Origin of the sequence: Bacteroides sp. DH3716P, assembly GCF_025914115.1 — a bacterium.
Taxonomy (GTDB): domain Bacteria; phylum Bacteroidota; class Bacteroidia; order Bacteroidales; family Bacteroidaceae; genus Bacteroides; species Bacteroides ovatus.
Genome location: NZ_CP083673.1, coordinates 6,437,054 through 6,461,632 on the forward strand (window position 1 = coordinate 6,437,054; position 24,579 = coordinate 6,461,632).

A 24,579-nucleotide genomic window follows, 5' to 3' on the forward strand; every position below is an offset into this window, starting at 1 on the left:
CTGTGCCAGCGTCATGCCTTCCGACCGCCGTTTACCGGCGTATTCGGTAAGCAGGATCGCTGTCTTGGCAAGCAGGCCTATAATCATGATAAGTCCGGTCTGCATGTAGATGTTGTTCTCCAGACCGAAGAGCCACGCAAACAGGAAACTGCCCATCAGTCCGCAAGGCACCGACAACAGAACCGCGAAGGGTATGAACACGCTCTCATACAAGGCGCACAGAATCAGATAGACCAGAACCATGCAGAGCAGGAATATAAGCGTGGCATTGTTGGTCGTCTTGCTTTCCTCACGCGAAATGCCGCCAAACTCGTATGTGTAATTTGACGGAAGCACTTCACGTGCCGTCTCGCCGATGGCTTCGAGCACCTGCCCCGAACTGTAGCCCTGAGCCGGAGACCCGCTAATCGAGATGGCGTTGAACAGGTTGAAACGGGTGAGGTCTGACGGGCCGTTGGTCTTGGTCAGGCGCACGAACCGGCTCAAAGGCGACATGCCGCCATCGGTGGCACGCACATACATGTGGTGCAGGGATTCCGCATTCACACGATATTCCGCCGGAGCCTGCATGGTCACATGGTAGAGCTTGGAGAACCGGTTGAAGTCGGAAACATATTGTCCGGTATAATAGCCCGACAATGTGGAAAGCACATCTGCGGGCGACACACCCGACTGTTCGCATTTGGCGGCATCGATATCCACCCAGTATTGCGGATAATCCGTGGCAAAGGAGGAATAGACTTCGCCGATTTCGGGTCGCTGCGACAAGGCTTCGACAAACTTGTCTGCCTCTTCCTTGAAGGCGGCGATGTTTCCGCCCGCCTTGTCCTGCAAATAAAGCTCGAAACCGTTTCCCATGCCGTACCCGGCAATCATCGGAGGCGACATGGCGAACACCGTGGCATCGGGAATATCCGAAGTGGCGGCATAAATCTTTCCGATGACATCATTGACCGACTGCCCCTCTCCCTTACGCTGCTCCCAGTCTTTGAGTGTCACGAAATACATCGCCTGCGAGGGACCGGAACCGCTGAAAGAGAAACCGGCGACCGCACCGCTGTATTCAATCTCGCCGATGCTGTCGAGACGGCTGTTGATACGCTCCATCACCTTACTTGTCTGAGCCATGGATGTGCCGGGCTTCGTGTTCATGCTCACCATGACCGTCCCGGTGTCCTCTTCGGGAATAAGTCCCGTCTTTGTGACATTGACCAGCAGCACCAGCAACCCGAAAGAAATGCCTATGATGCTCCACAACAGCCATCGGCGATGGATAATGAACATCACTCCACGTACATAGCGTCGGCTCAGACTGTCGAAGACGGCATTGAACGCTTTACGGAAACGGGCTGCAAAATTGTTCTTAGTGTTGCCCTGCTCATCGATATAGGGTTTCAGCAGCAGCGCGCAAAGTGCCGGTGAGAGTGTGAAGGCATTGACTGCCGAGATTCCCACGGCAACAGCCATCGTGATACCGAACTGCGTGTAGAACGCTCCCGAAGTCCCGCCCATCATGGCTACGGGGAAAAACACTGCCATAAAGATTATGGTAGAGGTCAGGATAGCCGACGAAACGCCTTTCATGGCATCATCAGCCGCGAGAACTGCTGATTGATAGCCCTCATCGAACTTCGCCTGCACCGCTTCCACCACCACAATGGCATCATCGACCACGGTTCCGATGGCAAGCACAAGCGCGAACAGGGTGAGCAGGTTGATGGAGAATCCAATCATGGACATCACGGCAAATGTGCCGATGATGGAAACGAAGATGGATATGGTAGGGATAAGCGTTGACTTGATGTCCTGCAAGAACACATACACCACCACGATGACCAGAAGTATCGCTTCCAATAAGGTGCGGAGGACAGAGTGGATGGAGGCATACAGGAACTTGTTGGTATCGGTAAGCACCACGAATTCCGTCCCTTCGGGCAAGTCCCGGCTAAGGTCGTCAAGCACTTCGTGAATCTCCTTGATGGTGCTTGAAGCATTGGACCCGGCTTTCTGGTTGATGAGCATCATGGCTGCCGGATGCCCGTTCACTTCGGAGGAATAGTTGTAGTATTCATCGCCCAGTTCCACATCGGCAACCTCCTTCAGCCGAAGCACATTGCCGCCCGGCAGTGACTTGATGACCAACTCACCGAACTCTTCCGCGCCGGACAAGCGTCCGCGGTATTTCATCGTGTATTCATTGGCGGTAGGATGATTGGCACCGAAGGAGCCGGTGGCGGCCTCGATGTTCTGTCGTGCGAGTACGGTGGATATGTCATCGGGGATAAGCCCGTATTGCGCCATCTTGTCGGGACGCAGCCAAAGTCGCATGCTGTAGTTGGAACCGAACAACTGTGCCTTTCCCACGCCGCTGATACGTTTCAGCCTCGGCTCGACATTGATTTTCACGTAATTGTTCAGGAAGGTCTGGTCGAAGCGGTCATCGGGCGAATAGAGCGCGAAAGTCATCAGTTCGGCATTCTGCTGCTTTTCAGTGGTGACACCGGTCTTGGTGGCTTCCGCCGGAAGTTGGCTCAGTGCGCCGTTCACGCGGTTCTGCACGTTTACCGCCGCCATGTCCGCGTTGGTTCCCTGTTTGAAATAGATGTTGATGGAAGCATCTCCCGTATTCGATGCCGTGGAAGTCATATAGGTCATGTCTTCCACTCCGTTGATGGCTTCTTCCAGAGGGGTTATCACTGCCTTCTGCACGGTTTCAGCGTTTGCTCCCGGATAAGTTGCGAATACGTTGATGGTCGGAGGTGCGATGTCGGGGTATTGTTCCACCGGCAAGGAAAACATGGAAATCATGCCCAACAGTACAATCACCACCGAGATAACGCCCGAAAACACCGGGCGGTCTATAAAAAATCGCAGGTTCATTTCGTTTCGTTTTTAGGGGTTATGCTCATGCCTTCTCTCACCAGTCCCACGCCTTCGGCGACAATGGTGTCACCGACCGAAAGACCTTCTTTTACGATAAACCGGTTGCCGTCGTTCAGGCGGTCCACCGTGAGATAGGCGGCTTCCGCCTGTCCGTTTTTCAGACGGTAAGCGATAATCTTGTCCTGCAGTTCCACGGTGGCGGTCATGGGAATGGTTACGGCCTCCGTTTTCGGGTTTTGAAGGATGACATTGCCGATGCTGCCACTCAACAGTTCGCGGTCGGGATTGGGGAACAGGGCTTTGATTTGTACCGTTCCGGTAACAGGATCCACCACGCCGCTTACGGTTTCAATACGTCCTTTCGCCTTGTACAGGCTGCCGTCGTTGAGTTGCAGGCCCACTTCCGGCATCCCGGCTATCATGCTGTCAATCGAGCCATAGCGAGCCAAATATCGCCGTAGCATATTCTCCGAAATGGAGAAATAGGCATACATCTCCGCATTGTCGGACACGACCGTGAAAGGCTGTGCCATATTGGGACCGACAAGCGCACCGATGCGATAGGGCAATGTGCCTACTACTCCGTTGCTCGGGCTTTTGATTTCCGTATAGGAGAGATTGTTGCGTGCATCCGATTCTTGTGCCTTTGCCTGTTCGAGTTCAGCACACGCCACTGCCAGTTGGTTCCGGGCGAGAGAAAGCTCGTAGTCGGATATGACCTTCTCGTCAAACAATGCCTGCTTGCCCCGCAGCTCGATTCTTGCCGTTTCCACTTTTGCCTGTGCCGCGCTGACATTGGCCTGCGCCGTGCGTAATGCCGCCCGATAGGGCACTTGGTCAATTACAGCCAATACTTGACCGGTCTTCACCCGTTCACCCTCTTTCACTTTCAGACGGATAATGCGCCCGGATATTTGCGGCAGGATGTCCACATCCTGCCGTCCGCGTATGGCGGCGGAATAGGACTCGGAGATTTCCACCGGACTTGCCGCGACCTTTATGACCCGATAACTCTGCACCGCATCCTGCTTGCCGTCCGCCTGCCTGCATCCGGTCGGCAGGAACAGCATGAGAGCAAATGCGGCGAAATTCGTGATAATGAATTGCTTGTTCATATTTTCTTCTTGTTTTGTATTAATTCATAATAGGTTTGGTGTGTCACCACTGACGGATGGTATTCCACTCTTTTTCGAGAATGGCATAAACACAGGTATCTTCATATTTTGGGGAGCCGTCAGGATTGTTTACGAATGTCACAAACTCTTTGAAACATCCTTCGCGGCGCATACCAAGACGTTCGCATAAGCGTTTGGAGCGGATATTGTCATCTTCCACAAATCCATAGATACGCCGTGCGCCCGCCTCTCGGAAAAGATAATCCAACAATCCGGCTGCCGCTTCACAAGCGAATCCTTTGCCTTCAAAACGTTTGTTGAAATGCCACCCCACATTATAAGTGTCTTCATTCTCACGCAAAGCGAACACGTCACCGATAATAAAGTCATCTTTTTTCAGACTCACCGCATAGCGCAGCATGTCTTTCGGGGAATACTGCATATATGCCCATGCCGCCTCTCTGGAACAAAGGCGGTCTCCGGCAAAGCAATTCACACGCGGATGGGAAAGATACTCCAACAACCCTTCGGCATCCTTCTGTTTGAAATTTCGAATGATAATTCGTTCGGTTTCGATATATATTTCCTTGTAATAATAAAATGGTATGAGTACGCCCAAAGTAGCGAAGGCAAGCATGGCATAGAGATACTGGTGGAACCAGATGAAGGTCATCCCGTAGAACAGGAAGGCAATGCTGCACAGCCCAGAGGCCAGTCCGTCGATGCCGTCGATGAGGTTGATGGCATTGATGATGAAAACCGTAACGAAAACGGTGAGAGGGATGCTAATCCACGACGGCATGGAATGGATGAACAGCATTCCGTGAAGGTCGGACAGTTCCACTCCGCCAGCCACCAGCATGATGCCGCAGACTATCTGGATAAAGAACTTGGCACGGTAGCGCACACCGATAAGGTCATCGGCAATGCCGACAAGGTACAACATGATGATGGCGCAGAAGGCGTATGCCAATGGCAACGCTTCTGCGCCTATTTCCTTAAGCAGCTCATCATGTCCGGTTGAGACATTGACCGCCAAAAGCAGGACAAAGGAGAAGAACACTACGGGCTTGAAGGCCATACCGCCAAGGCGAGGCACTACACACTGATGTATCTTCCGCTCGTCCGGCTCGTCGAACAGTCGCCTGCGGAAGGCGATGAGCAGAATCTGCGGTATCACGATTCCTGCGAAAAACACGCACAGGAAGAATACCGACAGGATGTTGACAATCCAAATTAAACTCATTCTCTATCTAACTTTAATAGGCCGTTTGTGTCGGTCTGTCCTGTACTAATCCCTCTGTATCAATCAATTCGGGGGGGGTAATTCGTGTTTCCATAATCTCAGTCTATGATTTGAATATATTCCGGCTTCACCTCAGCTGAAACCGCCAGTAGGTCGGGAATAATGACGACAAGCTGCCGACCTCTCTTTTTTGCCACTTTTATGAAGTAGCCCTCCACCTGGTCGAACGGTCCGCCATGTACCCTTACTCTTTTACCTTTTTCAATGTTGATTTTATCTTTTTCCTTGTTGATTTCGCTGATTTTGTAGAAGTGTACCTCTTCATCTGCCTGCTTGCACACCTTGATGAAGTTGGTCATGTCTTCATCAGGTACAGTCAGATAGACAAGTTCTCCGCCACTTTTCCATGTGACAAACTGTAGGTCGTAATAATAATTGTGTTTGAAATCAACAATCTTCTGATGACTTGCATGCACAAACACCAGACTATGGATGACGGGTACCATGAAAAAGACTTTCTTGCCCTTGACAGTGCGAAGGACTTTCTGCTTGGGTATGAAATACTCTAAGCCATACGTTTCATTAGAGAGCCGATCTTCGGCAGTATTCTCGTTCTTGTAGGCCCGCATGACATACCACAGTATCTTATCCTTGTCCAATACATTCACCATACTGTTTTGACATGTGTTTTTTGAGAAAAGAACGTACTCATGGTTCATCCCGATATGCGTATCGGTCTGTATATCAGCAACTTTCTATGTGTTTCAACTACAATAGTCATCTATTCTCATCTTTCTGAGTCCACCCCCTGCAAAGCCCCTCTTTACGACATAAAAATTCGGTCGGAAAAGGTATGCAAAAGATGTTTCTCTCTTTAAGAGAAACTCTTCGGGATGCAAAAATATGAAAATAACTCCAATTCACCAAATTATATAGCGACTTTTTTACAAAAATGCTAAAATTTGTTGATTTCCGTCAAGCAATTGTTGAGCAAATATGTCTTTTACGATAAAATGATACCTCAATATCAACTGTTTAGCAAAACGATATTTCTCTTAAAGAGAGAAACACCTTTTTGCTCAACAATCCCCGACTTTTTTATTATAGTTGCGGTATCACACCGCAATACAATAGTTATAAATATTGAAATAAAGGTGCAGTGAGACGCTGCACCTCCTAAAGAGAATTGATGATGAGATTGTTGGCGTTGTCAACGACAGAGGTGTCCAATGAGGAGAGGTATATCTGTGTGGTTTTCTCGGAGTCATGCCCCAATGCCTCGCTGATAGTAGATACGGGCACGTTCTTGCTCTTGGCTATGCTTGCCCAGGAGTGGCGGGCTACGTAGGTGGTCAGGGGTACGGACAGGCCTATCATTTCTCCGATTTTCTTCAACTGCTTGGTGATACGGCTATAGGCATTCTTGTACTGTCTCCAGAATATGGCTCCCTCTCCTTTTGCTATAGGGAGCAGGTAGGGAGAATCATCTGTTTTGTACTTCGCCACTATCTCCTGCATGGCAGGTTCCCATTTGATGTGCAACTGTTGTGAGGTCTTCTGACGGCGGTAAATGAGCGTACTGCCATGCAGATTGCTTGGTGTAAGTTGTGCCATATCGATGAACGACATCCCACGGGTATAGAAACTGAACAGGAACATATCCCTTGCAAGCTCCAAACGGGGGTTCAGACTCAAGTCCAGCTCTTTCAGTTGCTTGATGATTTCCAAGGGGAGTGCCCGCTTGACGGTCTTGTCGATGCCGGTATATACATGCTTGAACGGTGAGGAAGAGATGACCAGTCCGTCATCTACGGCATGATTGTAGATGGTGCGCAGGTTGCGGATGTAGAAAGAGGTGGTGTTGCGGCACAGTCCGCTGTCTTTCAGCCACTGTTCATAGCCTTGTATCGTTGTCCCATCGACTTCCTCCAATGGCACATCGCCTCCTTTCAGGTAACGCTGGAGGCTGTTGAGGGTGGTTTTGTACCTTGCTACCATCCGCTTCTTGCCGATGCGTCTCAGTTTTTCGTTCAACTCCAGCGTATAGCCGATAATGCCATGTAATTCTTTTCCCTCATGGAAGTTGTCAACGACGGTGTCTGCTGTATATGACTGCCCTTCCTTGTCCAACCGTGCAATGACCAACAGCAGTTTCTTCCTGTCAGCATCCAATGTATCTTTCAAGGAAAGAAGATAGGCTTGACGTTGTGGAGTGACGGAAGTTGGCAAAATGATGTTTGAATGGTCCGCATCCCACTCTGAGGAATAGATTCTGTACTCTGTATGGATCTGACGTGCCACACGATTGTGTATCACCTGATAATACAGGCGACCCTCTTTCTCTTGAACAGATGATGTTCTGAACTTTAATTTGATGGATGCCATAATGCTCTGACTTTAACATTGAAATTGCAATTATTACCTTTATATATAATATAAGTGACAGACAAACAGGTATAGGAGGGATGGTGCCTCACCGCTCGGCATACAACAGCTGATATTCCACCCACCTCCGTTTCCTAATGGATGCCACTGCTTTTCCCCTCCATTTGCAATAGCTCAGATAGAGTGGCAGGATGTCCCTGTCGCCACGTTCCAATCGGGTGAGCAGGGACGCTTTCGGGTATCGTCCATTGCCTAACAACTTGGCTGGTCCAATCTGGTACGAGAGGGTGGCAAGCAGATAAGCATCCCTGCCATAACGGGCATATAGGCGCAGGTGCCGGAGGAGGTCTGTCCGTAACAGCAAATCTGCACGCTGACGTGTCAGTGTTTTCGGGAAACGCTCTCCCTTCTGTAGCTGGTGACCATAGCCCACATAGCCCGGTGTGGTCTTTGGGTCGTGCCAACCCTCGAAGTGTTTGGTAATGGCTACCATCCGTTCAAACAGTGCCCTGTCAATGGTTTGGCTTTGACAGGGCACGCTACAGATGGCCAACATGCTCAATAGTACGATGATGTATCTTCTCATTACATTATTTTATATAGGAGGTGCGATGTCTCACCGCACTCTAATCAATATCACTACATCATAGTGCGGAACTGCTGAATCTCTTTAATCATGGCTTTCACGTCCTCCCCAACCTGAACGAAGTTCTTGTAGAGGATGCGCTCTCGCTCTTCTTTCGACTTGAACTTATAGAACTTAGGGAGAGGGACATACTCCGATTCCTCCTTCTTTATTTCCGTCATATCGAAGTCGGTCTTGCAGTAGAACTTGGATGTCTTGAACTCCTCGCTCTCCTGGATGTTCATGCTTCCGTTCATCCCGGTCTTGGTGACTACGAAGTCACGGGCGGTCTGTCCACATATCCAACCTGTGGGCATATCGGAGATTTTGCTTGCAGGCACCAGGCTGTCCATATTCTCATTGAGGTTGATGGAGGTCTTGTCACGGTCGATGGTCACGCCCTTTTTGAGTTGCACTACTTTACCGAAGATGTCACTCGACAGCCATTCGAGGGTTTCCTTGGCTCTTGCCGAACCGCTCACCACATTGCCCACGGTGGTGATGATTTTCTGCATACCCACCTTGCCATAATCGGCTTCCAACTGCGGAAGTTCCTGAAAGCCAAGTGCCACGCTCACCTTGTTGCTTCGGGCTGTGCCTATCAGTCGGTCTATCTTGTGGAAATACAAGGTCGGCAACTCATCGACGATGATGCTGACAGGAACGTTCTTGCCCTGTCCTGTATTCACCCTCGTTACAAGGCGGTTGAGAATCAAGGCATTCAGTGCACCGATGATGCTCTCCATCTCGGGGTCGTTGGCAATGAGCAGATAACTTGGATTCTTCGGGTCACTGACCTTCAGGTCGAAGTCATCGCCGTCCTTGTGGAATATCCAGTAAGATTCCTTGGTGGCGAGACGGGAGGTATAGACACGTAGCGTGCCAATCATACCTTCCAACTGCTCCATGGCTTTGTTGGCAAAGGCAGTCTGGAACGGGCCAAGCAAGGGGGCTACCTCGTTGTCGGTCTGAAGTACCTCGAAGATGGTCTGATAACTCTCATTGAGGAACGATAGGATATGTGGCATGTCGCTGTACTTGCCCAACCAATAAGCGGGCTGCACCTCCGCGCCCGAATGGTCGAACACCCGTCCTGTGGGTATCAGCCTTTTCGTCTTTGGGTCTTCACGCCGCTCGGCAATCAGCATCTTTCCGTCCTTGTCGTAGGGCTCCTTGCCGTAGTTGCAGAAGAAATAGATGCAGGCGGCAAGGAAGTTGACGGCAGAGGTCTGGAAGAACTGGTCGCTGCCACCGCCGCCTTCCTTCTTGCCTTTTTGCAGGGATTCAAGCAGGGTCTCGGCGGTCTCGCTCGCTGCGGCAAGGTTGTTGATGTACTTCAACTGGATGGGGTTCACACGGCGCGAATACTCCACATCCACAAAGTTGATGATGTTGAACTTCATGCCATGGGGCATCTTGCTGTCCTTGGCATTCTTGTTCTTCAAGTAATGATAGTAGAGTTTGGTGGCGAGAGTGGGAAACTTATAGTCGTACACCACCATGGCAAAGCCCTTCTCGCTGTGCTGCCTGATAAACGGCTCGATGATGGAGAAGGTCTTACCAGAACCAGGAGTACCCACAACCCATGTGCCACGGAACGGATTGACGATGTTCACCCATCCCTTGCGGAACTTGCCCTTGTAATAATAGCGCATAGGGATGTTCACGCTGTACTTGTTCTCCTGCAACTCCCTGCATTGCTCAAAGCTCTCATTCTCGAAGTTGAAGCGGTCTTTCAGCAGCCCTTCCTTCAGGAACTTAGAGATATTGTCGAGGGCGATATGCACCAATACGACACCGACGATGGAAGTGAGCATATAGAGCCAAGTGTTCAAACGGAGGGTATAGAAACAGGGCATTATCGAATGACCGAACAGCCATACGGACTGCACAATCAGCAGCACTCCCGACAGCAGCGGATAGAGCACCTGCCTGCGAGCGTCAAACTCCAGATGCTTCTTGTTGCGCGTTCCCACACAGGTGATACATATCAGCAGGAACGTAGCCACCTTGCTATACACGAGGTTGCCGTCATGGTAAATCATCCACCGCTTGATGCGAGTGTGGATATCCGTCACTACGCCGCCCAAGAAGTCCAACTGCTCCGGCTCCAGTGCGTAGGCGAAGAACTCCATCAGGATGGAGACATAAATCACCGCCCTGAATATCTTGTAAAAACCCTGTAACTCTTTGCTTTCTTCCATTTACTTTACGATGATGTTGGGTGATAATGAGAAAAGATGAAGGATGCCACGGTGGACACCCTCCAATCCTCTTATGAGTTTTATTCGTAGCCGTTGATGGTCTTCTCAGACTCTACTGTCCACGGAGAAATAGTTGCAGATATGACCTCCAAGGTGTTGCGTACAGGCTTCAATGAATAGCTGTAGGAATGACCCGCTTTCCACGTGTCGTTTGTGAGGAATACGAAGTTCTCCCCATTGCTGAGTTGCAATGTCATGTCTGGCATAACCTGTGCAGGAACATAAAGCGTATATTCCATGTGGTCACTTTGTGGGTCGCCGAAATAATAGGTCGTCACCGACTCGTCACTGCATTCTACCTTTCCGGTCTTGATGTTGAAAGTACCGCTGTCAAAATAACCGACGAACGTGAGTAGGCTTCCTGCAAAATCATTGGTGGTGAAACCGTATTCTGGTGAGGTATAGACCTTGATGATGACACGCACCATCTGATGGGTGAAGTTCAATGTAAGGCTCGGATTGGCGTATGATGCCGCTCCACTGGCAAACAGAAAATCATTGACCTTCTGCTCACTCTGTACAGCTGCCTCCGGCACTTGGAACTCTATGAGGTCGTTGGTAGGATTTGCCGTATAGGGATAGTAGGCATTGAAGGTGTGAGTGTCTGTGTCCGTGAAAAACACCTTGTTGGCTGACACAAACTGATTCGTGCCGCCGCTTCGGGTGAACTTCATATTGTTGATCATCCCTGTGGAAGAGATGCCAATCATATCATTGAGTTCCCACTGGTTGTCAACGGCTCGTGTGGAAACGGCAGGTTGCAGCATCTCCAGATTGGTGAATACCTGAAGCTGCTTGGTTGATGTGCTGTCGGTCACGACCACAGAACCTCCGCCACCGGGCAGGTAAATCTCATTGACGATGTCTTGGTCACAGGACGTGAGGAGCATGGCTCCAAGTCCCAACATTAGAAACAAATTCTTTTTCATGCTTTTTCTTTTTTAATTGTTGTACTTTGATGATGATACGGGTGATACTCGATGTCTGTATATGGGCTAATCCATAATCGTGATGATGGGTCTCGCCTTATGCGGCTGCCACTTGGGAGTCTCCTGTATGGCACCGCTTCCCAGTGAGTAAAGCCATGCCTTGGCGGTCGCTTGTCCTTCTACCTCCGTTGAAGTCCAATACCAACAGTCATCATCCTCATCGGGGATAGGTGTGCCGCCGCATTTCAGGATGTATGGGTTGATGATGTCCTTGGCATGATAGAGCAGACGCATCTGTGCCACACTGGGGATATAGGCACTTTGCCCGTAACGCCACATGTCGAAGACACGCTCAGCCAAAGGCGACTTCACATCGGTCGTGCCATAAAGGGCAAAAGTGTTCTTGTTGCCGTCGTAGGCGGTGAGGTCACAGGATGTGTCCTGTTCCACACCGATACTGTCAGCAAAGGCTTCGGGAGCGATGTCCCACAGATAGACGGCATATCCGTTTCCCTCCATTTCTTCCCTCTGATTGACGTTGAACACCACTGCAATGGCTTGCTTGCACGATTGCTCGTAGGTTTCGTAGGGCATCACCTTGCCGTCAGTGGTCAAGATATGGGTGACCTTCATGGCTGTGTCGGGAAAGTCCTGATGCTCGTCACAGGCAGTCAGCAACACCGTTGCCGCAACTGCCAAGATTGAAAACAGTTTCTTCATACGCATAGTCATTTTACAGGAAGTTTCACACCCAGGACAATACCCGTTCTGAACAGGTCTTCACCCTTGATCATCACATCGGTCTTCACCTGCCAGAAGAGCTTCCAGCCGTGTCTGAGTGTATAGTTTTGCTCATAGCCGAGGTGGATGCCACCCAAGAACCTGTCAGTATCGCTACCTGCCGATGCTCCTATGCGCATGTTGCCATGGTGGTTGCGTCCTCTTGCCACACAGGGCTTATAGGCAAAGCCGAAACCATAACTGCGGTAGTTGTTCCAAAAACTCTCAGGACAGACATGACCGCACGATGCGCACTCGTTCCACTTGATATATCCGTTTGCAAAATACTCCCACGCATTGTGGTACTTCGTCTCATACTCGTAGGACAGCGTCACGTCCAGTCCTCGCTCATACAGGCATCCGAACCCCAAGGATATGCGGTCGCTATTCTGCTGCGCCATTGCCGGAGTCATGCTTGCCATAAAACAGATGACAACGAGTAAGGTATGCACAAGCCAATTCCTCACTCCTAATTCCTCATTCCTAATTCTCATTATTCCTCCTCCAACAGTATATGGTTAAACGAATCGGCAGACAGCACATCCTCATAGTCGATGCTGAGCGAGATGGTGCGTCCACTTATCTGTTTTTCCGACAGCTCGATGGTCAGCACCTTGTCGTTGGGGAAGGTCATCTTCTTCACCACAATCACGTTGCGATAGCCATACTTGAAGGTCTTCGCATCGTCCAACACAAGAGATGGGGTCAGTTCCACTATCTGCGCATTGGTAGCCTTGCTCTGCTTCTTGTCCGATAGTTTGATGCGCATCTCGTCGATGTCGAAGCGGATGTTGGTCTTGTTCTCCACGGAGAAGTCGATGAAGAAATATTCGCCCACGCTGTAGATGTTGTTCAGGCGCATTACCATGCGGTGCATCTTCGTCGCCACGTTGCGGTATTTGGCAGACGATGACCATATCTGACGTGCATACTTGGTCATGTCGGCAGTGGACAGGCTTACAGCGGGATTGTTGTAGGCATTGCGCTCCGAGCATTCTATTTCCTTATCGGTTACTGCCTCCTGCATCCTCGTGGTATAGAGCAGTGCATACTGCGTGCGGTAGCGTTCCGTCACGATTGTCACTATCGCCAACACCTCACCGTCGGCATACACGTTGTCCTTCGGCTTCAGGCGGATGGTGTTGTTGATGGGTTGGTCGCCCACCACCTTGTCTGTGGATATATCGACAAAGCGGATGGGTTCGGAGGCGGTGATGACGGTGGTCACTTGGTCGTTGACCGTCAGCTGCTCCATCTCCATGTAGGTGGTCTGCGCCTTGGCTGAAAGCACGCTCAGCGAAAGCAATGCACAGACATTCATTTTCTGAAAACAATTCATATTAGTTGATTTTTTGATGTTTATACTCTATGAGCCACCGTTCCCGACAATTCCGTTGTCGGGCAGTGTCTATTTCCTTTTCTCTTTCCCATTTACAAGGTAAACAAACGTCCCATACTTCAGCTTCACTTTGTTCTTCTTGATAGCCTTGCTGATGGCATTGCTTGTCTTCTGGTAGGCATTGGTCACGGCTTGCATTCCCCATTGCGAGAAACTGTTGTTCGCTCCACTCTGGTCGATGTTCATGTTGCTCTGNTTCTGGTAGGCATTGGTCACGGCTTGCATTCCCCATTGCGAGAAACTGTTGTTCGCTCCACTCTGGTCGATGTTCATGTTGCTCTGCATAGCACCGCTCGCCACATCTTTCGTGGTCTCACGGAACTGGCTGCCGGGGACATACAGTCCCTCCAGTCCGTCCGTGTCATAAAGCGAAAGCGAAACCTTTATCAGCTCGTCATCCACAAGGATGGAGTTGATGCTACCCTTCACTCGCTGCGAACCGAAACCGCTCATGGTGGCATAGAGGTACGACCCTTTCTTCACCACGGTCTCACCAATCTCAATATCGTCCAACAGTCTCAGCCGCACCCTCGACCCGTCCGTAGCCTTCACGTCCTCGTCAATGATGGCCTTGATGAGCTTTGGCTCATGCTCGTTCTGCGTCAGGGTGTTGAAATAGTCCGAAGTCACCTTCACCTTCTTCACCACCTCCTGTGCCTTGTCCTCCTCGTCCAGTGCCTTCACCGCCTTGCTGTCCTCGGCAATCTGACCTTTCACCTCAATCTGCTCCTTGGGAGGCCCAGCCTGTGTGGTATCCTGGGCCACGGGGGCAACTGCCGCCTGTCCTCTCAGCCTCGCTTCGGCGAGTGCCTTGTTGAGTGCTTCGAGTGCTTCCGCTTCTCGCGCCTTGGCATCGGCCACTTCGGCNGCCTGTCCTCTCAGCCTCGCTTCGGCGAGTGCCTTGTTGAGTGCTTCGAGTGCTTCCGCTTCTCGCGCCTTGGCATCGGCCACTTCGGCTGCATCGTCCTTCTCTTCTGCCTGACGGACGAGTTCCGCAAGGTCTTCTTCTGTGTACTTGGATTCATACGCTTCTTTCTCTTCTTCGTTGTCACGCTCAATGTTATCAACAGCCGAATAGTCTGCTATGCGACCATACGACTTCGCCATGTTCTCATACTTGCCACCGATGCCGTCACCATTCTTAATCTGCGCTCCGGGCAGGTTGGGGTTCAGAAACTCGGTGGTCTGCAGGTTCTTGTCCTGCGTTTCCGCCACCTCCGTATTGAACATGTCAAAGACAAAATAGCCTGTGGCAATCAACGGGATGTACACGATGGCTGGCAGCATGTACTTCGGCTGACGGAAGTTTATCTTATCTGTTATTCTCATCGCTGTCTGATTTTGATGTTACTGACTTGTCTCGATTCTCCTCGTTGGTTCGATGCGTCACGGGAGGAGTGATGCAATGGGCTGCATTCATCATCTGCTTCATGCGCCCTTCCTGCCGCTCGATGGCACTTGCAGCCTCCGTCCGATGACCGTAATACCGCACCATCCTGTAGATGTTGATGCCGAAGCACGTGGCGACAAAGCCGAAGACGATGACGAGAAACAGCGTCTTGTGGGCATTGGCAAAGCCTTGCACCTTAGCCGCCGCACGGTCTATCCTCGCGGTCTTGGCAAACTTGCGCCCTGCCGCCACCTCCTTCTCATACCGCTTCTTGTACTTGGGGTCGTTCTTGTCGGGCATATCCTCGCCCACAAGCATCCGTCTGATTCCTTTTACACTCATACCGCTAGGATATTAGAAGTTTGACTTCGACTTCTGCTCAATATCCTTGTTGAGCAAGGTTCTCCAGTTCGTGATGAGCAGTCCATGAGGATTGTTCTCCGTCCTCGGCACGCGCTTCACCTGTCCCGCCGTCACCAATTCACGCATCAGAATATTGCTCCTTCGCTCTATCCTTTGCCTACCGTAGTAGGTGAACTCCATCTTCTCCTTGTTGAACTTGATGCTGTCGCAAAAGATGCTGAACACGGCACTCGTACCCATGATATTGTTGTAAAAGCCCTTTTCCTTCAGCGTATTGTACTGCGCCAAACCAGTTTCATCGACCAAATACATCGCCTTCTCCATCGAATAGCGGATGTACTTGTCATCGGGAGCAAGCGTAAAGAAGTAATGGTGGAACATCTCGATATGGCTCTTTGCCTCCACATCCAGCGTTTCCTCCATCGTGGTGCGGTTCACCAGTATGGGCACGTTGCCGTCCAATACATACACCTTTTGCTGCGCGTCCGTCACCATGCAGCGCGCCGTCCAGATGCTCGACACCGAGATGATGATGCAGCCCATGAGGAACGCAGAGCAGATGATGCCCACCAGCTTGATTTTGTTTTCTAAGTTCTTGATTACCATACGTTACTGCTTGTTTGAGGTCTGATTTCTCTTCATTCTCACATATTCACGGTGCAGGATGGTGTATATGTCCTTCTCAACTTCTTCCACCAGTTTGGCGTAATACTTGATGCAAGCCTCTACGTAGATGCCTTCGTATTTCAGTTGGATCCACACCCACCAGATGTCACGTTCACGTCTCCGTCGATTTCTGTAGATTTTGGCACGATGCAAGCGATAACTCAGGTAATCTACCATAGGCACTACATACTCGTCGTTATCCTCAAAGCCTTCTGCCATCTCCTCATACTGTGGGTCGATGTAGTTGTTTTCGGAATTGAAAAACTCTTCCTTTGCACGCTTGTTGGCAAACGCCATGAATTTCTCATCTTTGAGCCAACGCTCAATTTCATTTTTTGCTTTCATTTTTCTTGATGGTTACTTTTATTTGTTTCAATAGGAGGTGCGGTGACTCACCGCACACTCACATGTTATCTCATCACGGTCGCCATGGTTCCCGTAGCCGTCATCTTGGCTTGTTGTGCCACGCCCTCGCCGAAGTTTCGGGTTGAGAAGGCGGTGTCGCCCTCTGGTATCATCCATGCCGCAAGGTCGGGCACGAGGTTCAGGCATTTCAACGCCACGATGCTCGCTGCCATCAGATAGCCTGCCGAGAAGAACGAGTTTTGCAGATAGGCTGCCATCGTCTGCTCACTGGCGGTGATGGCCGTCAGGTTCTCTACCTGTATGCAGAGCACAATATCAAACAGCAACAGGACGTAGAAACCGACGAAGTAGAGCATGGCTCCGTAGAAATGAACTGTCAAATAACGGGTTAGCCACTTCGCCCACGCTCCTTCCCACTTGGGCAGCAACGAAAATGCCCATTGTATTGGACCGAATATAGTGAGCATTCCGAGCAATATCTGCTGACAGTATATCGTCGCCCACCAACCGATGCGGAACACGATCAGGGCTATCAGCATCACTATCTTGTCGATGCCCACCACGGCCCCTGCCGTCAGTGAGGTGAACCACAGTTTGCTGGCATCCTTCTCCATGTTGGTCACTTCGTCCACGCCCGTCTGCTCCATCGTCGCNAACCACAGTTTGCTGGCATCCTTCTCCATGTTGGTCACTTCGTCCACGCCCGTCTGCTCCATCGTCGCCTCTATCAGGTTGGGGTCTGATGTGCCCTTATGCGCCACGTCTGCCTGTGCCTGGAGGTCAGTGTACATCGAGTCCCTGACATATACCAACTGCTGCACCTCCTCAAACTTGTCGGAAATTTGGGTCGCCTCTGCCTCATAGAGGTCGTGGGTGTAACTGCCGATGCAATTGGGAATATAGGATAGAAAATCCAATACGCACCAGCTGCTGCCGCTGTTGGTCATGCCTGTGTCAGCAGGTGGGTACCACCAACAGAGGATGATGCTCACCACCAAGGGCTTGAACAGTTTCATCACGTCCAACGGTTCGTTCTTCACCATCATCTTGTAGGCCATGCTTGCCGCCACGATGATAGAGAACAGTGCCGCCAATGCCATACACATTTGGAGGATCCACCAGAACGGCCCTTGTGAGCCTGTGAAGGTGGCATCGGTCAGGAACTCGTTGGTCTGGAATATCACATCGTCAATCTCCTCTTCGAGGATGTTGATGCCGAAATCGCTGAGTATGTTGTCTGCCATCAGTGCCTGGTTCTATTGTTGATAATCTCTTTGATAAACTCTATGCCTTTCGGTGTCCATGACAGATAGAAGTGGTAGAAGCAGCGCATCCTGCCTGTGACATATACCGCAATGCCCTTGTCCTGAAGGTCTTCACGCAGTTTCCACATTCCATATTCCTTGGTGATGATGCCTTCCTCTTTGAGGGTCTTCACAATCTTGCCGTAGTAACTTCCGACATATTTGTGAAGCTTTGACATTGAAACTACCTCTAAATCAGATGGCATATAATGCTCATCAACGATGGGTGTCCTGCCGATAACGCTGATTCGCTTCGGCATCCTTGACATCTCCAACTGCCACTTGCCGTTTTTCCTCTTGGCGGCATAGAGACGTAACTGTATTTTTGATATTGATTCCATAGCTATTTCTTTATTTTATGTTCTTTCGATAACAGGAATGACTCCCACGCTCTTCAGTTTCTCATAGAGGAAGCGGCGACCTTTCTGTGTCCATTTGGTGTTCATGCGCACATCCTCCGTACCGTCCTTGTGTTTAATGAGGTAGGTCTCGCTGGTCACATAACCGCAGTCCTTGTAGTCGGCATACAGAATCCACTGCTTGCCACGCTGATACTGGATGTTCATCTCCTTCAGACGTCGGTTGAAGCGGATGGACGACTCGCCATAGTCCTGTGCTATCTGTGTGACCAGGACACTGCTCTTCGTGGCAAGGATGATGTCAAGGTAACTCACCTTGTCCTTCATCTCCGTCACCTCCTGTTGCAGGTCATCCACCTTGGATCCCAACTCAACGATGCGTGTCCTTTGGTGTTCACACTCCTGTTCGACAAGCAGACGCTTTTGTCGTTCTTCCTTCAGATTGACTGCTAACCGTATCAGGAAGTCTGGCTCTGCCAATGCCTTCTCGATGGTCTGCTGTGTCATATAGGCACCATGCTTGCGGATAGAGGGGAGCACCTCCGATGTCACCCACTTGCGGAAACGTTTGGCTTCGGGTTTGCGACTGTCAAGGATGACATCATACAGTCCGTCTTCATTGATAAAGTTTGTAACCTGTTCTCTTCCAAGACTATCCGAGATGGGGTACTTTGAAAGTACATCATCCGAAAGTCGTTGTACCAACTTGCTGGTTTTTAGTCCAAGAACTCTTGCCACATCAGCCAAACAGAACAAGGGTTGCTCTGGTGTTCCTGTGGTTCGGACTGCTCCAAATTCCTCGTTGTTGAAAATCTGAATATCGTTCATATCTCTATGCTGTTTTGTGATTATTTCTTCTCTTCCCTTATTTCTATCTGTTCACACTTTCTTCACCCTCACCGCTGTTGGCATCATCGCCGTCAGTGCCTGTCGAGCTCCTCACGCCCTTCATGTTTTCCTGCCAACGGCTCTTGGCATCGCTGATGATGCTGCCTTTATGTACTACACGGTCGTTGGTGGCTGCCAAGAGGGCGGTAGTCTGGCTTTGGGTGTTGAGCTGCACAAGGTATTTCAGTAGTGTCTCGTTCTGTGTCGTCAGGTCGGCATAGATGCTAAGATACTGCCGCTTTCTCTGTGCATTGGGCATATAGGCATCCTTGGTGGCTTTCACGGCACACTGGTACATATTGTACAGTTCCTCCCACCGACGCTTGTCGTTGATGGTGCCTCCTGTAGGGATGATATGGTCTATGTTCGCCTTCATCTTGTCCAACTGACCGTTGATCTTGCTGCTTTCGGCAAGCCAGGCGAGGTCTATCTGTCGGTCGGCTACGTTCAAGGCTTCCACCTCAGCACGCTTGGTGAGGGCAGAGTCTATCTTCTCCGCATCATCTACTTGGTTGTAGAGGTTGATGCCGGCAAGAGTGCGGAAACCTAACTTGTTCTTCTCTGCCGCTGTCTTCTTATAGTTGTTATGTAACAGCCAATAATAGAACTCAGGGGTGAGAGAACCGCCACCTGTCTCCATCACCGTTATCTGGTTCTGCTTGGAGGAGTCGTGGTTGTAGGTCACGCTCTGGGCTGTGGCTTTGATGGTGGTTGCTACCGCCATGATGAGTATCATTGTCTTCTTCATGTCCGTTCTTCTTTTGTTTACAATCCGTCAATAGTCAAGTTTTCCTGCCACTTTCCATCGGCTGAAGGCATCTTCCAGTATCTCTTCCTTCGTCCTCGTCCGATACACCTTCTCCTTCCAATAGCCCATGCGCAGCTGCACATACCGCCATGTCTGGAAGTAGGCTTGGTTCAGATGTTTTTCTATCAGGTCCAACGAATTGTTGATATTGTCCAACACCATCAGCAGGTCGGAAGTTGAACAGGCTGCCGCTCCTGTGGCATACAACACGAGGTCGTTGACGCTATGGTAGAGTTGGCTTCCTTCGTTGTATATGTTGTCGATGGCTTTCTTGTTGATGCTGATGAGCATCGTGTCAGCCAGTTCGATGTGTTTCCGCTTGATGACCTTATCATTGAAGTCCTCCAACAGGTTCTTGTAGTCACTGATGCGGTCGCTCACCGTCTGGTAGGTGCTCTTCACGTTCAGCACCGTGCGCAACGACTGGTACATCACATCGATGATGTCGAAGGCCCGGGTGTATTTGTCCAAATCCACATTCAGTTCCTTGTATTTGCCCACCTCTTCACTGCTGTATTCATGCAGCAGTTGATTGCTGTACTCCAAAGTGCTGCGTGCCAGCAAGAGGCTGCGCTGCTTCTTGTGGTCGTTGATGTATGCTTCCACCGATACCGCATCGAATCCCCATTGCGCCAAGGCTGTATTGGGGAAGAGGGTAATCAGCAGGAGAGCTATGATGATGGTATGTCTCATTCTCCGTTCCTCCCTCAGTTTTCGTTCTCGTTATCTTCACCATTCCCTCTGTTAGGGTCTGCATTCTCTCTCCATCGCTCGTAGCACTCTTCAATGAGTGTCCTTCTGCGACCTTGGTCTGCGTCGATTGAAGGAAGAATGTCCTTCAGCACGTCAATGATGCTGCGCTTGTAGTGCATCATTTTTTCTAATGATACCAAGTCGGCGTAAATCTTGGTGATACGGCTATCTACTTCACGGGCTATCTCCAGACGGTCGCTCGACCAGAGCAGGTGTATTACATCGTCATTGTCGGCGGTCTGGGTTGCCTCGCTCTTGGCATATTCTGTGGTGATGCTGCACGACGGGAACTCCTGGGCTATCTCCGAGATACGGCTGTTCACCTGCCTCGTCTTCTCCTCGTCAGAGGCATTCGGGTCAAGGGTCAGCACATCCACCACCTGTGTGTCGGTGTATTCCGAGGTCAGCTCCCACGATATTTGCAGTATCGCACGGTGTATCTTGATGCCAAGGAAGTACTTGGGCTTCCTTGCAATGGACAGTGTCGCCTTGAAGGTGATAATGCCGTTGATGTTGGGCATGGTGGCAGTTCGGACGTAGGTGTAGCCGTTCCACGAACCGGCACCTTGCCACGTGAGATTGTAGGCTGACTTCACATCCTGCATGATGGCAGGGATGCGGTAGTAGTCATCGGTGGAGGTGGCATTGTCGTTAGCCGCCTCGCTCTTGGCATTCTGTATGTCTGCCAACTGCTGCTGCCATGTCGCCAATTCCTTCTTCAGGTTGTCTATCTTCGTCTTGTTGACATTATGTTGCTGCCGCAAGGCAGGGGCTTCCTCCACAGAGGCATTGGCTATCTGCGTGAGCAGGTTCCTGTTCTCTGTCTCCAACTGGCTTATCTGCGCCTCCAACAGGGCTATCTTGCTATTCGCCTCACGTTCCTTCTCGTCCAGTTCCGATAGGTCGAGATTATTTTCTGATACGCTTGTCCTCATGGCGCATTCCTTGCTGTGGGCATTGAGCGAACCGCCGCACTCACGGCACTTGTACTGCGTGCTGCCCTGTCCGAGGGTGACACCGTCCGAACAGGTGACGCTGATGGTCACGCTCTCCACGCCCTTCAGTTTGGCGGCATCGGTGGCTTGATAGTAACGGCGTGCGTCACTGCCGATGTAATAGACATAGCCCTCCTCGTTGTCGTTATACTCCGAGAGACGTGCCTGCAACTGACGCTTGAAGGTATTCAAGTCCATGCTGTAGGAGTCGAAGACATCCTCATACACCTCTTCCACGTTGTTCCAGCTCTTGGTAACGTGTATCTCGTAGGCGTAGGCCTTCTTGGTCTGCTTGCCGCCACGGCTGATGATGTACGACGACATCCAATAGTTCATCGTATAGGTGAAGCCGTCGCTCTGGGCGTTGAGCTGCTGCACACGGCTGCGGCTCCATCCGGCATGGTTCTCCGAGTTGGCCAGTATCTGCTCTCGCTGCGTGCTGTTAGGGTAGAAGTTGGGGTCGGAGGTGTTGATACGATACCAATGGTCACCGTTCAGAATACTGTTGTCATCGGTCGGCGGATAGTAGTCACAGAGGCTTACGCTGCCTTGGTCTCGTCGGGCAATGTACCAACGCTGTGTATAGTAGTTGCCCTGCGTCTCGCTCAGATAGTCTGTCATCCACGAGGTGATGTTGTAGTTGGAGAGGTCGAAGAGGGCTGCCACGTTGTCCTCGCCACCCACCAGACTAAGGAGTGTGCTGCCGATGCCGTTCTCTGCCTGTTCATAGAGGTCATGGTAGTTGTCATAGATGTCGATGATTTTACTCACCTTGCCATTGAAAAGGTCGTTGAAGGCACTCTGCTGCAAGAGTGCGCCTGATGCCCCGTTGATACCTGCCGTCGCCAACGATGCTCCCATATTGTAAAGCGTCTCGATGTCGGCGGTGAGGTTCTCCACGGTGAAGTTGCCGGGCACACTGGCGATGTCATCCAACAGCTGCTGCCAATCTACATTGCCTATCTCCGAGAGTTTGAGGATGGCGGCTATCTCTTGGTTGATTTCCAAGAACTGAATGTCGGCAAAGGTCAAGCTACTGTTGGTCACGACACTCTCAAACTGCATACACAGCGACTTTGTGTCGGCGCATATCTTCATCAGGTAACTGCCCCAGTAGAGGGCGGTCTGCGGACTTTTCAGCATCATTCCTGCCACCGTCCATATCTTGGGCATAATCTTGTTCGCCACCATATTGTGGATGCGGCGGTAATAGTAGTTCTCCGTGCTACTGCTCCAAATGCCGAGGTCGGTGAATGCCTTGCGCTCCAAGAACTTGGCAGCGAAGATGCCGGCAGTGGCAACCTCTGCGGCATTGTAGTGCTTCAAGATTTCGCCCACCTGCTCGTTATAATAGCTCTCTGCCATAGCTCCAGCACCGAATGCGGCAGCCATGGCGGCAACGATCTGCTTGTCGTAGTTCACGCTGTAATACTGCGCATGAACCCTTCCCACGACAAGTGTAAGACACATATATATTATAATAAGGTATAAACGTCTCATTGCTTCACTACTTTACGTTTTTACTACTTTCAGTTTCTACTATTCCACTACTTTACTACTTGTAGTATTTACTATTGGTAGTATTCACTACTAATCGTATTTACTACTAATCGTAAATACTACCCAGCCACCGTTCCCGAAAGTTTTGCTTTCGGGCATCTGGGCTTTACGTCTATTCCGGGATTTCCGTTTCCATCAATCAGCCCCCGTGCTCGCCGTGTCAGCGGCGAGTGGCTCCATCGTCCGTCAAATTGAGCACATGCCCCGCCTCATTGACCTTCTGCGCAAATGCCAACGACTTCCCGATGCCACTGGCATCCCAATCTCTGCAATACCGCTCGATAGCCTCCTGATGTCTGCACTTCAGTTCATGCTTATAGAGTTTCAATGCCTCCTTCTCAGCTCGCTCGGTGGTGTAGGTCATATAGCACTCGTGCGGCTCCTCCACACCATACACTCCGCTCGTCGATCCACGTCGGATAAACACCTCACGGAAGAAACTTCTTCCCTCCTTGTTATCCAAGCGGTTGACAGTGAATATCTTCTTGCAATCCACATCCGTCAATCCTAATATCGCCTTGATCTCGTCGAATCGCTCACGAAATTTGCTTTGGTCGAGCAGCATCACCACGTCGGAGTTGTTGATGATGGCTTCCTTCACGATGGGACTGCCGATGATGTCCTGTATCTCCTGTGTCACTACGCCCACGCTCGCCCAGAACTTTCGGGCTGTCTTGTATAGGTACTTGATGTACTCGGCCATCAGCGGCGAGGCGATGGCTTTCCATGCCTCCTCGATGACAAGGCACTTGCGGTTCTTCTTCAGGCGCATCTTCTGCAGGAACACGTCCATGATGATGAGCGTCACGATGGGGAAGAGCTGCTTGTTCTCCTTGATGGCATCCACCTCGAAGACGATGAAGGTCTCGTNGTCCATGATGATGAGCGTCACGATGGGGAAGAGCTGCTTGTTCTCCTTGATGGCATCCACCTCGAAGACGATGAAGGTCTCGTCGAACAAGGTGCTATCCACGTTCTCGTTGAGAATCTTGTCGTACTTGCCGCCACGGTAGAAGTTTTGGAGCATATAGGCGAAGTTGTCGCAGTCGATGGTGGTGATGTTGTTCTCGATGCAGATCTGGTCGAGACGCTCACAGGCGAACTCATAGAATGAGTCGAAGGAGAGGGTCTTCACGCTCAATGCCATGCGCCGTTCCTCCAGTCCCTTGATGAGTTTCTCCACCTTGTCGTGTATCTGCGTCAGCTCCGTGCCGCGCCGCTTCTCCATGGTGGAGAGGTTTTTTCTCAGTGTCTCCTTCTGTGAGGAAGGATAGGGCTGCACACCGTTGAAATAGAAATCGTAATACTCCGTCACCAACTGCTCCACGACACGGAACTCCAGTTCGGGTATCTGCGTCTCCGAGCCTTTCCATATCAGCAGTATCAGGTTCTTCAGGAAGTCTATCTTCTCAATGTTCAGCTCCCGCTTGCTGATGTTGAAGGGGTTCATGGTGATGGGCTTGTCCTCCGTATAGGCGATGTACTTGCCGCCCACATACTC

General features: G+C 50.7%; 21 protein-coding genes and 1 pseudogene. All 22 read right to left on the reverse strand.

Going from position 1 to position 24,579, the window contains the following annotated elements; genetic code table 11:
* A partial coding sequence (locus KQP79_RS24810; protein WP_264386575.1) for an efflux RND transporter permease subunit occupies positions 1-2,880 on the reverse strand: 2,880 nt, incomplete at its 3' end.
* Positions 2,877-3,998, reverse strand: a complete 1,122-nt coding sequence (locus KQP79_RS24815; RefSeq protein ID WP_005816213.1) for an efflux RND transporter periplasmic adaptor subunit — start codon at positions 3,996-3,998, stop codon at positions 2,877-2,879. The genes KQP79_RS24810 and KQP79_RS24815, both read right to left, overlap by 4 nt.
* Positions 3,999-4,041: 43 nt before the next feature.
* Positions 4,042-5,244, reverse strand: a complete 1,203-nt coding sequence (locus KQP79_RS24820) for a GNAT family N-acetyltransferase (protein WP_008021343.1) — start codon at positions 5,242-5,244, stop codon at positions 4,042-4,044.
* Between the two features lie 98 nt (positions 5,245-5,342).
* Positions 5,343-5,915, reverse strand: coding sequence for a UpxY family transcription antiterminator (locus tag KQP79_RS24825; protein WP_008021340.1), 573 nt, complete (start codon positions 5,913-5,915; stop codon positions 5,343-5,345).
* A gap of 505 nt (positions 5,916-6,420) precedes the next feature.
* The gene (locus KQP79_RS24830; RefSeq protein ID WP_005816149.1) at positions 6,421-7,629 is read right to left on the reverse strand and encodes a putative resistance-associated DNA invertase; all 1,209 of its coding nucleotides are present in this window, start codon (positions 7,627-7,629) and stop codon (positions 6,421-6,423) included.
* Positions 7,630-7,717: 88 nt separating this feature from the next.
* Positions 7,718-8,215, reverse strand: a complete 498-nt coding sequence (locus KQP79_RS24835; protein WP_005816141.1) for a hypothetical protein — start codon at positions 8,213-8,215, stop codon at positions 7,718-7,720.
* Positions 8,216-8,268: 53 nt separating this feature from the next.
* Complete coding sequence (locus KQP79_RS24840; RefSeq protein WP_005816140.1) at positions 8,269-10,458, reverse strand: type IV secretory system conjugative DNA transfer family protein; 2,190 nt, start codon at positions 10,456-10,458, stop codon at positions 8,269-8,271.
* 80 nt (positions 10,459-10,538) lie between these two features.
* A complete protein-coding gene (locus KQP79_RS24845) occupies positions 10,539-11,447 on the reverse strand; it encodes a fimbrillin family protein (RefSeq protein ID WP_005816138.1) in 909 nt (302 codons plus the stop codon).
* A gap of 66 nt (positions 11,448-11,513) precedes the next feature.
* Complete coding sequence (locus KQP79_RS24850) at positions 11,514-12,167, reverse strand: hypothetical protein (RefSeq protein WP_005816136.1); 654 nt, start codon at positions 12,165-12,167, stop codon at positions 11,514-11,516.
* An 8-nt stretch (positions 12,168-12,175) separates the two neighbouring features.
* A complete protein-coding gene (locus KQP79_RS24855; protein ID WP_005816135.1) occupies positions 12,176-12,721 on the reverse strand; it encodes a hypothetical protein in 546 nt (181 codons plus the stop codon).
* Positions 12,721-13,566 (reverse strand): conjugative transposon protein TraN, encoded by an 846-nt coding sequence (gene traN, locus KQP79_RS24860; RefSeq protein WP_005816133.1) that lies wholly within the window; start codon positions 13,564-13,566, stop codon positions 12,721-12,723. Before traN ends, KQP79_RS24855 begins: the two co-directional genes overlap by 1 nt.
* 69 nt (positions 13,567-13,635) lie before the next feature.
* Complete coding sequence (gene traM / locus KQP79_RS24865; protein ID WP_264386576.1) at positions 13,636-14,955, reverse strand: conjugative transposon protein TraM; 1,320 nt, start codon at positions 14,953-14,955, stop codon at positions 13,636-13,638.
* Positions 14,939-15,358 (reverse strand): hypothetical protein, encoded by a 420-nt coding sequence (locus tag KQP79_RS24870; protein WP_005816127.1) that lies wholly within the window; start codon positions 15,356-15,358, stop codon positions 14,939-14,941. The genes traM and KQP79_RS24870 overlap by 17 nt, the downstream gene beginning before the upstream one ends.
* A gap of 12 nt (positions 15,359-15,370) precedes the next feature.
* Positions 15,371-15,985, reverse strand: coding sequence for a conjugative transposon protein TraK (gene traK / locus KQP79_RS24875; RefSeq protein WP_005816126.1), 615 nt, complete (start codon positions 15,983-15,985; stop codon positions 15,371-15,373).
* 3 nt (positions 15,986-15,988) lie between these two features.
* Positions 15,989-16,390 (reverse strand): hypothetical protein, encoded by a 402-nt coding sequence (locus KQP79_RS24880; RefSeq protein WP_005816123.1) that lies wholly within the window; start codon positions 16,388-16,390, stop codon positions 15,989-15,991.
* Positions 16,391-16,455: 65 nt separating this feature from the next.
* Entirely contained in the window at positions 16,456-17,655 is a 1,200-nt protein-coding gene (locus KQP79_RS24885) for a hypothetical protein (RefSeq protein WP_264386577.1), read from the reverse strand.
* Positions 17,655-18,056 carry a hypothetical protein gene (locus KQP79_RS24890; RefSeq protein WP_005816121.1) on the reverse strand — a complete coding sequence of 134 codons (402 nt, stop codon included), beginning with the start codon at positions 18,054-18,056 and terminating at the stop codon, positions 17,655-17,657. The genes KQP79_RS24885 and KQP79_RS24890 overlap by 1 nt, the downstream gene beginning before the upstream one ends.
* Positions 18,057-18,071: 15 nt before the next feature.
* Entirely contained in the window at positions 18,072-18,902 is an 831-nt protein-coding gene (locus tag KQP79_RS24895) for a phage antirepressor (protein ID WP_005816120.1), read from the reverse strand.
* Positions 18,903-18,945: 43 nt separating this feature from the next.
* Entirely contained in the window at positions 18,946-19,710 is a 765-nt protein-coding gene (locus KQP79_RS24900) for a DUF5045 domain-containing protein (RefSeq protein ID WP_005816119.1), read from the reverse strand.
* A 27-nt stretch (positions 19,711-19,737) separates the two neighbouring features.
* Complete coding sequence (locus KQP79_RS24905; RefSeq protein ID WP_005816118.1) at positions 19,738-20,463, reverse strand: hypothetical protein; 726 nt, start codon at positions 20,461-20,463, stop codon at positions 19,738-19,740.
* 14 nt (positions 20,464-20,477) lie between these two features.
* Entirely contained in the window at positions 20,478-23,018 is a 2,541-nt protein-coding gene (locus KQP79_RS24910; RefSeq protein ID WP_005816117.1) for a hypothetical protein, read from the reverse strand.
* Positions 23,019-23,238: 220 nt separating this feature from the next.
* A pseudogene (locus tag KQP79_RS24915) lies at positions 23,239-24,579 on the reverse strand (conjugal transfer protein TraG); the annotation flags it as partial.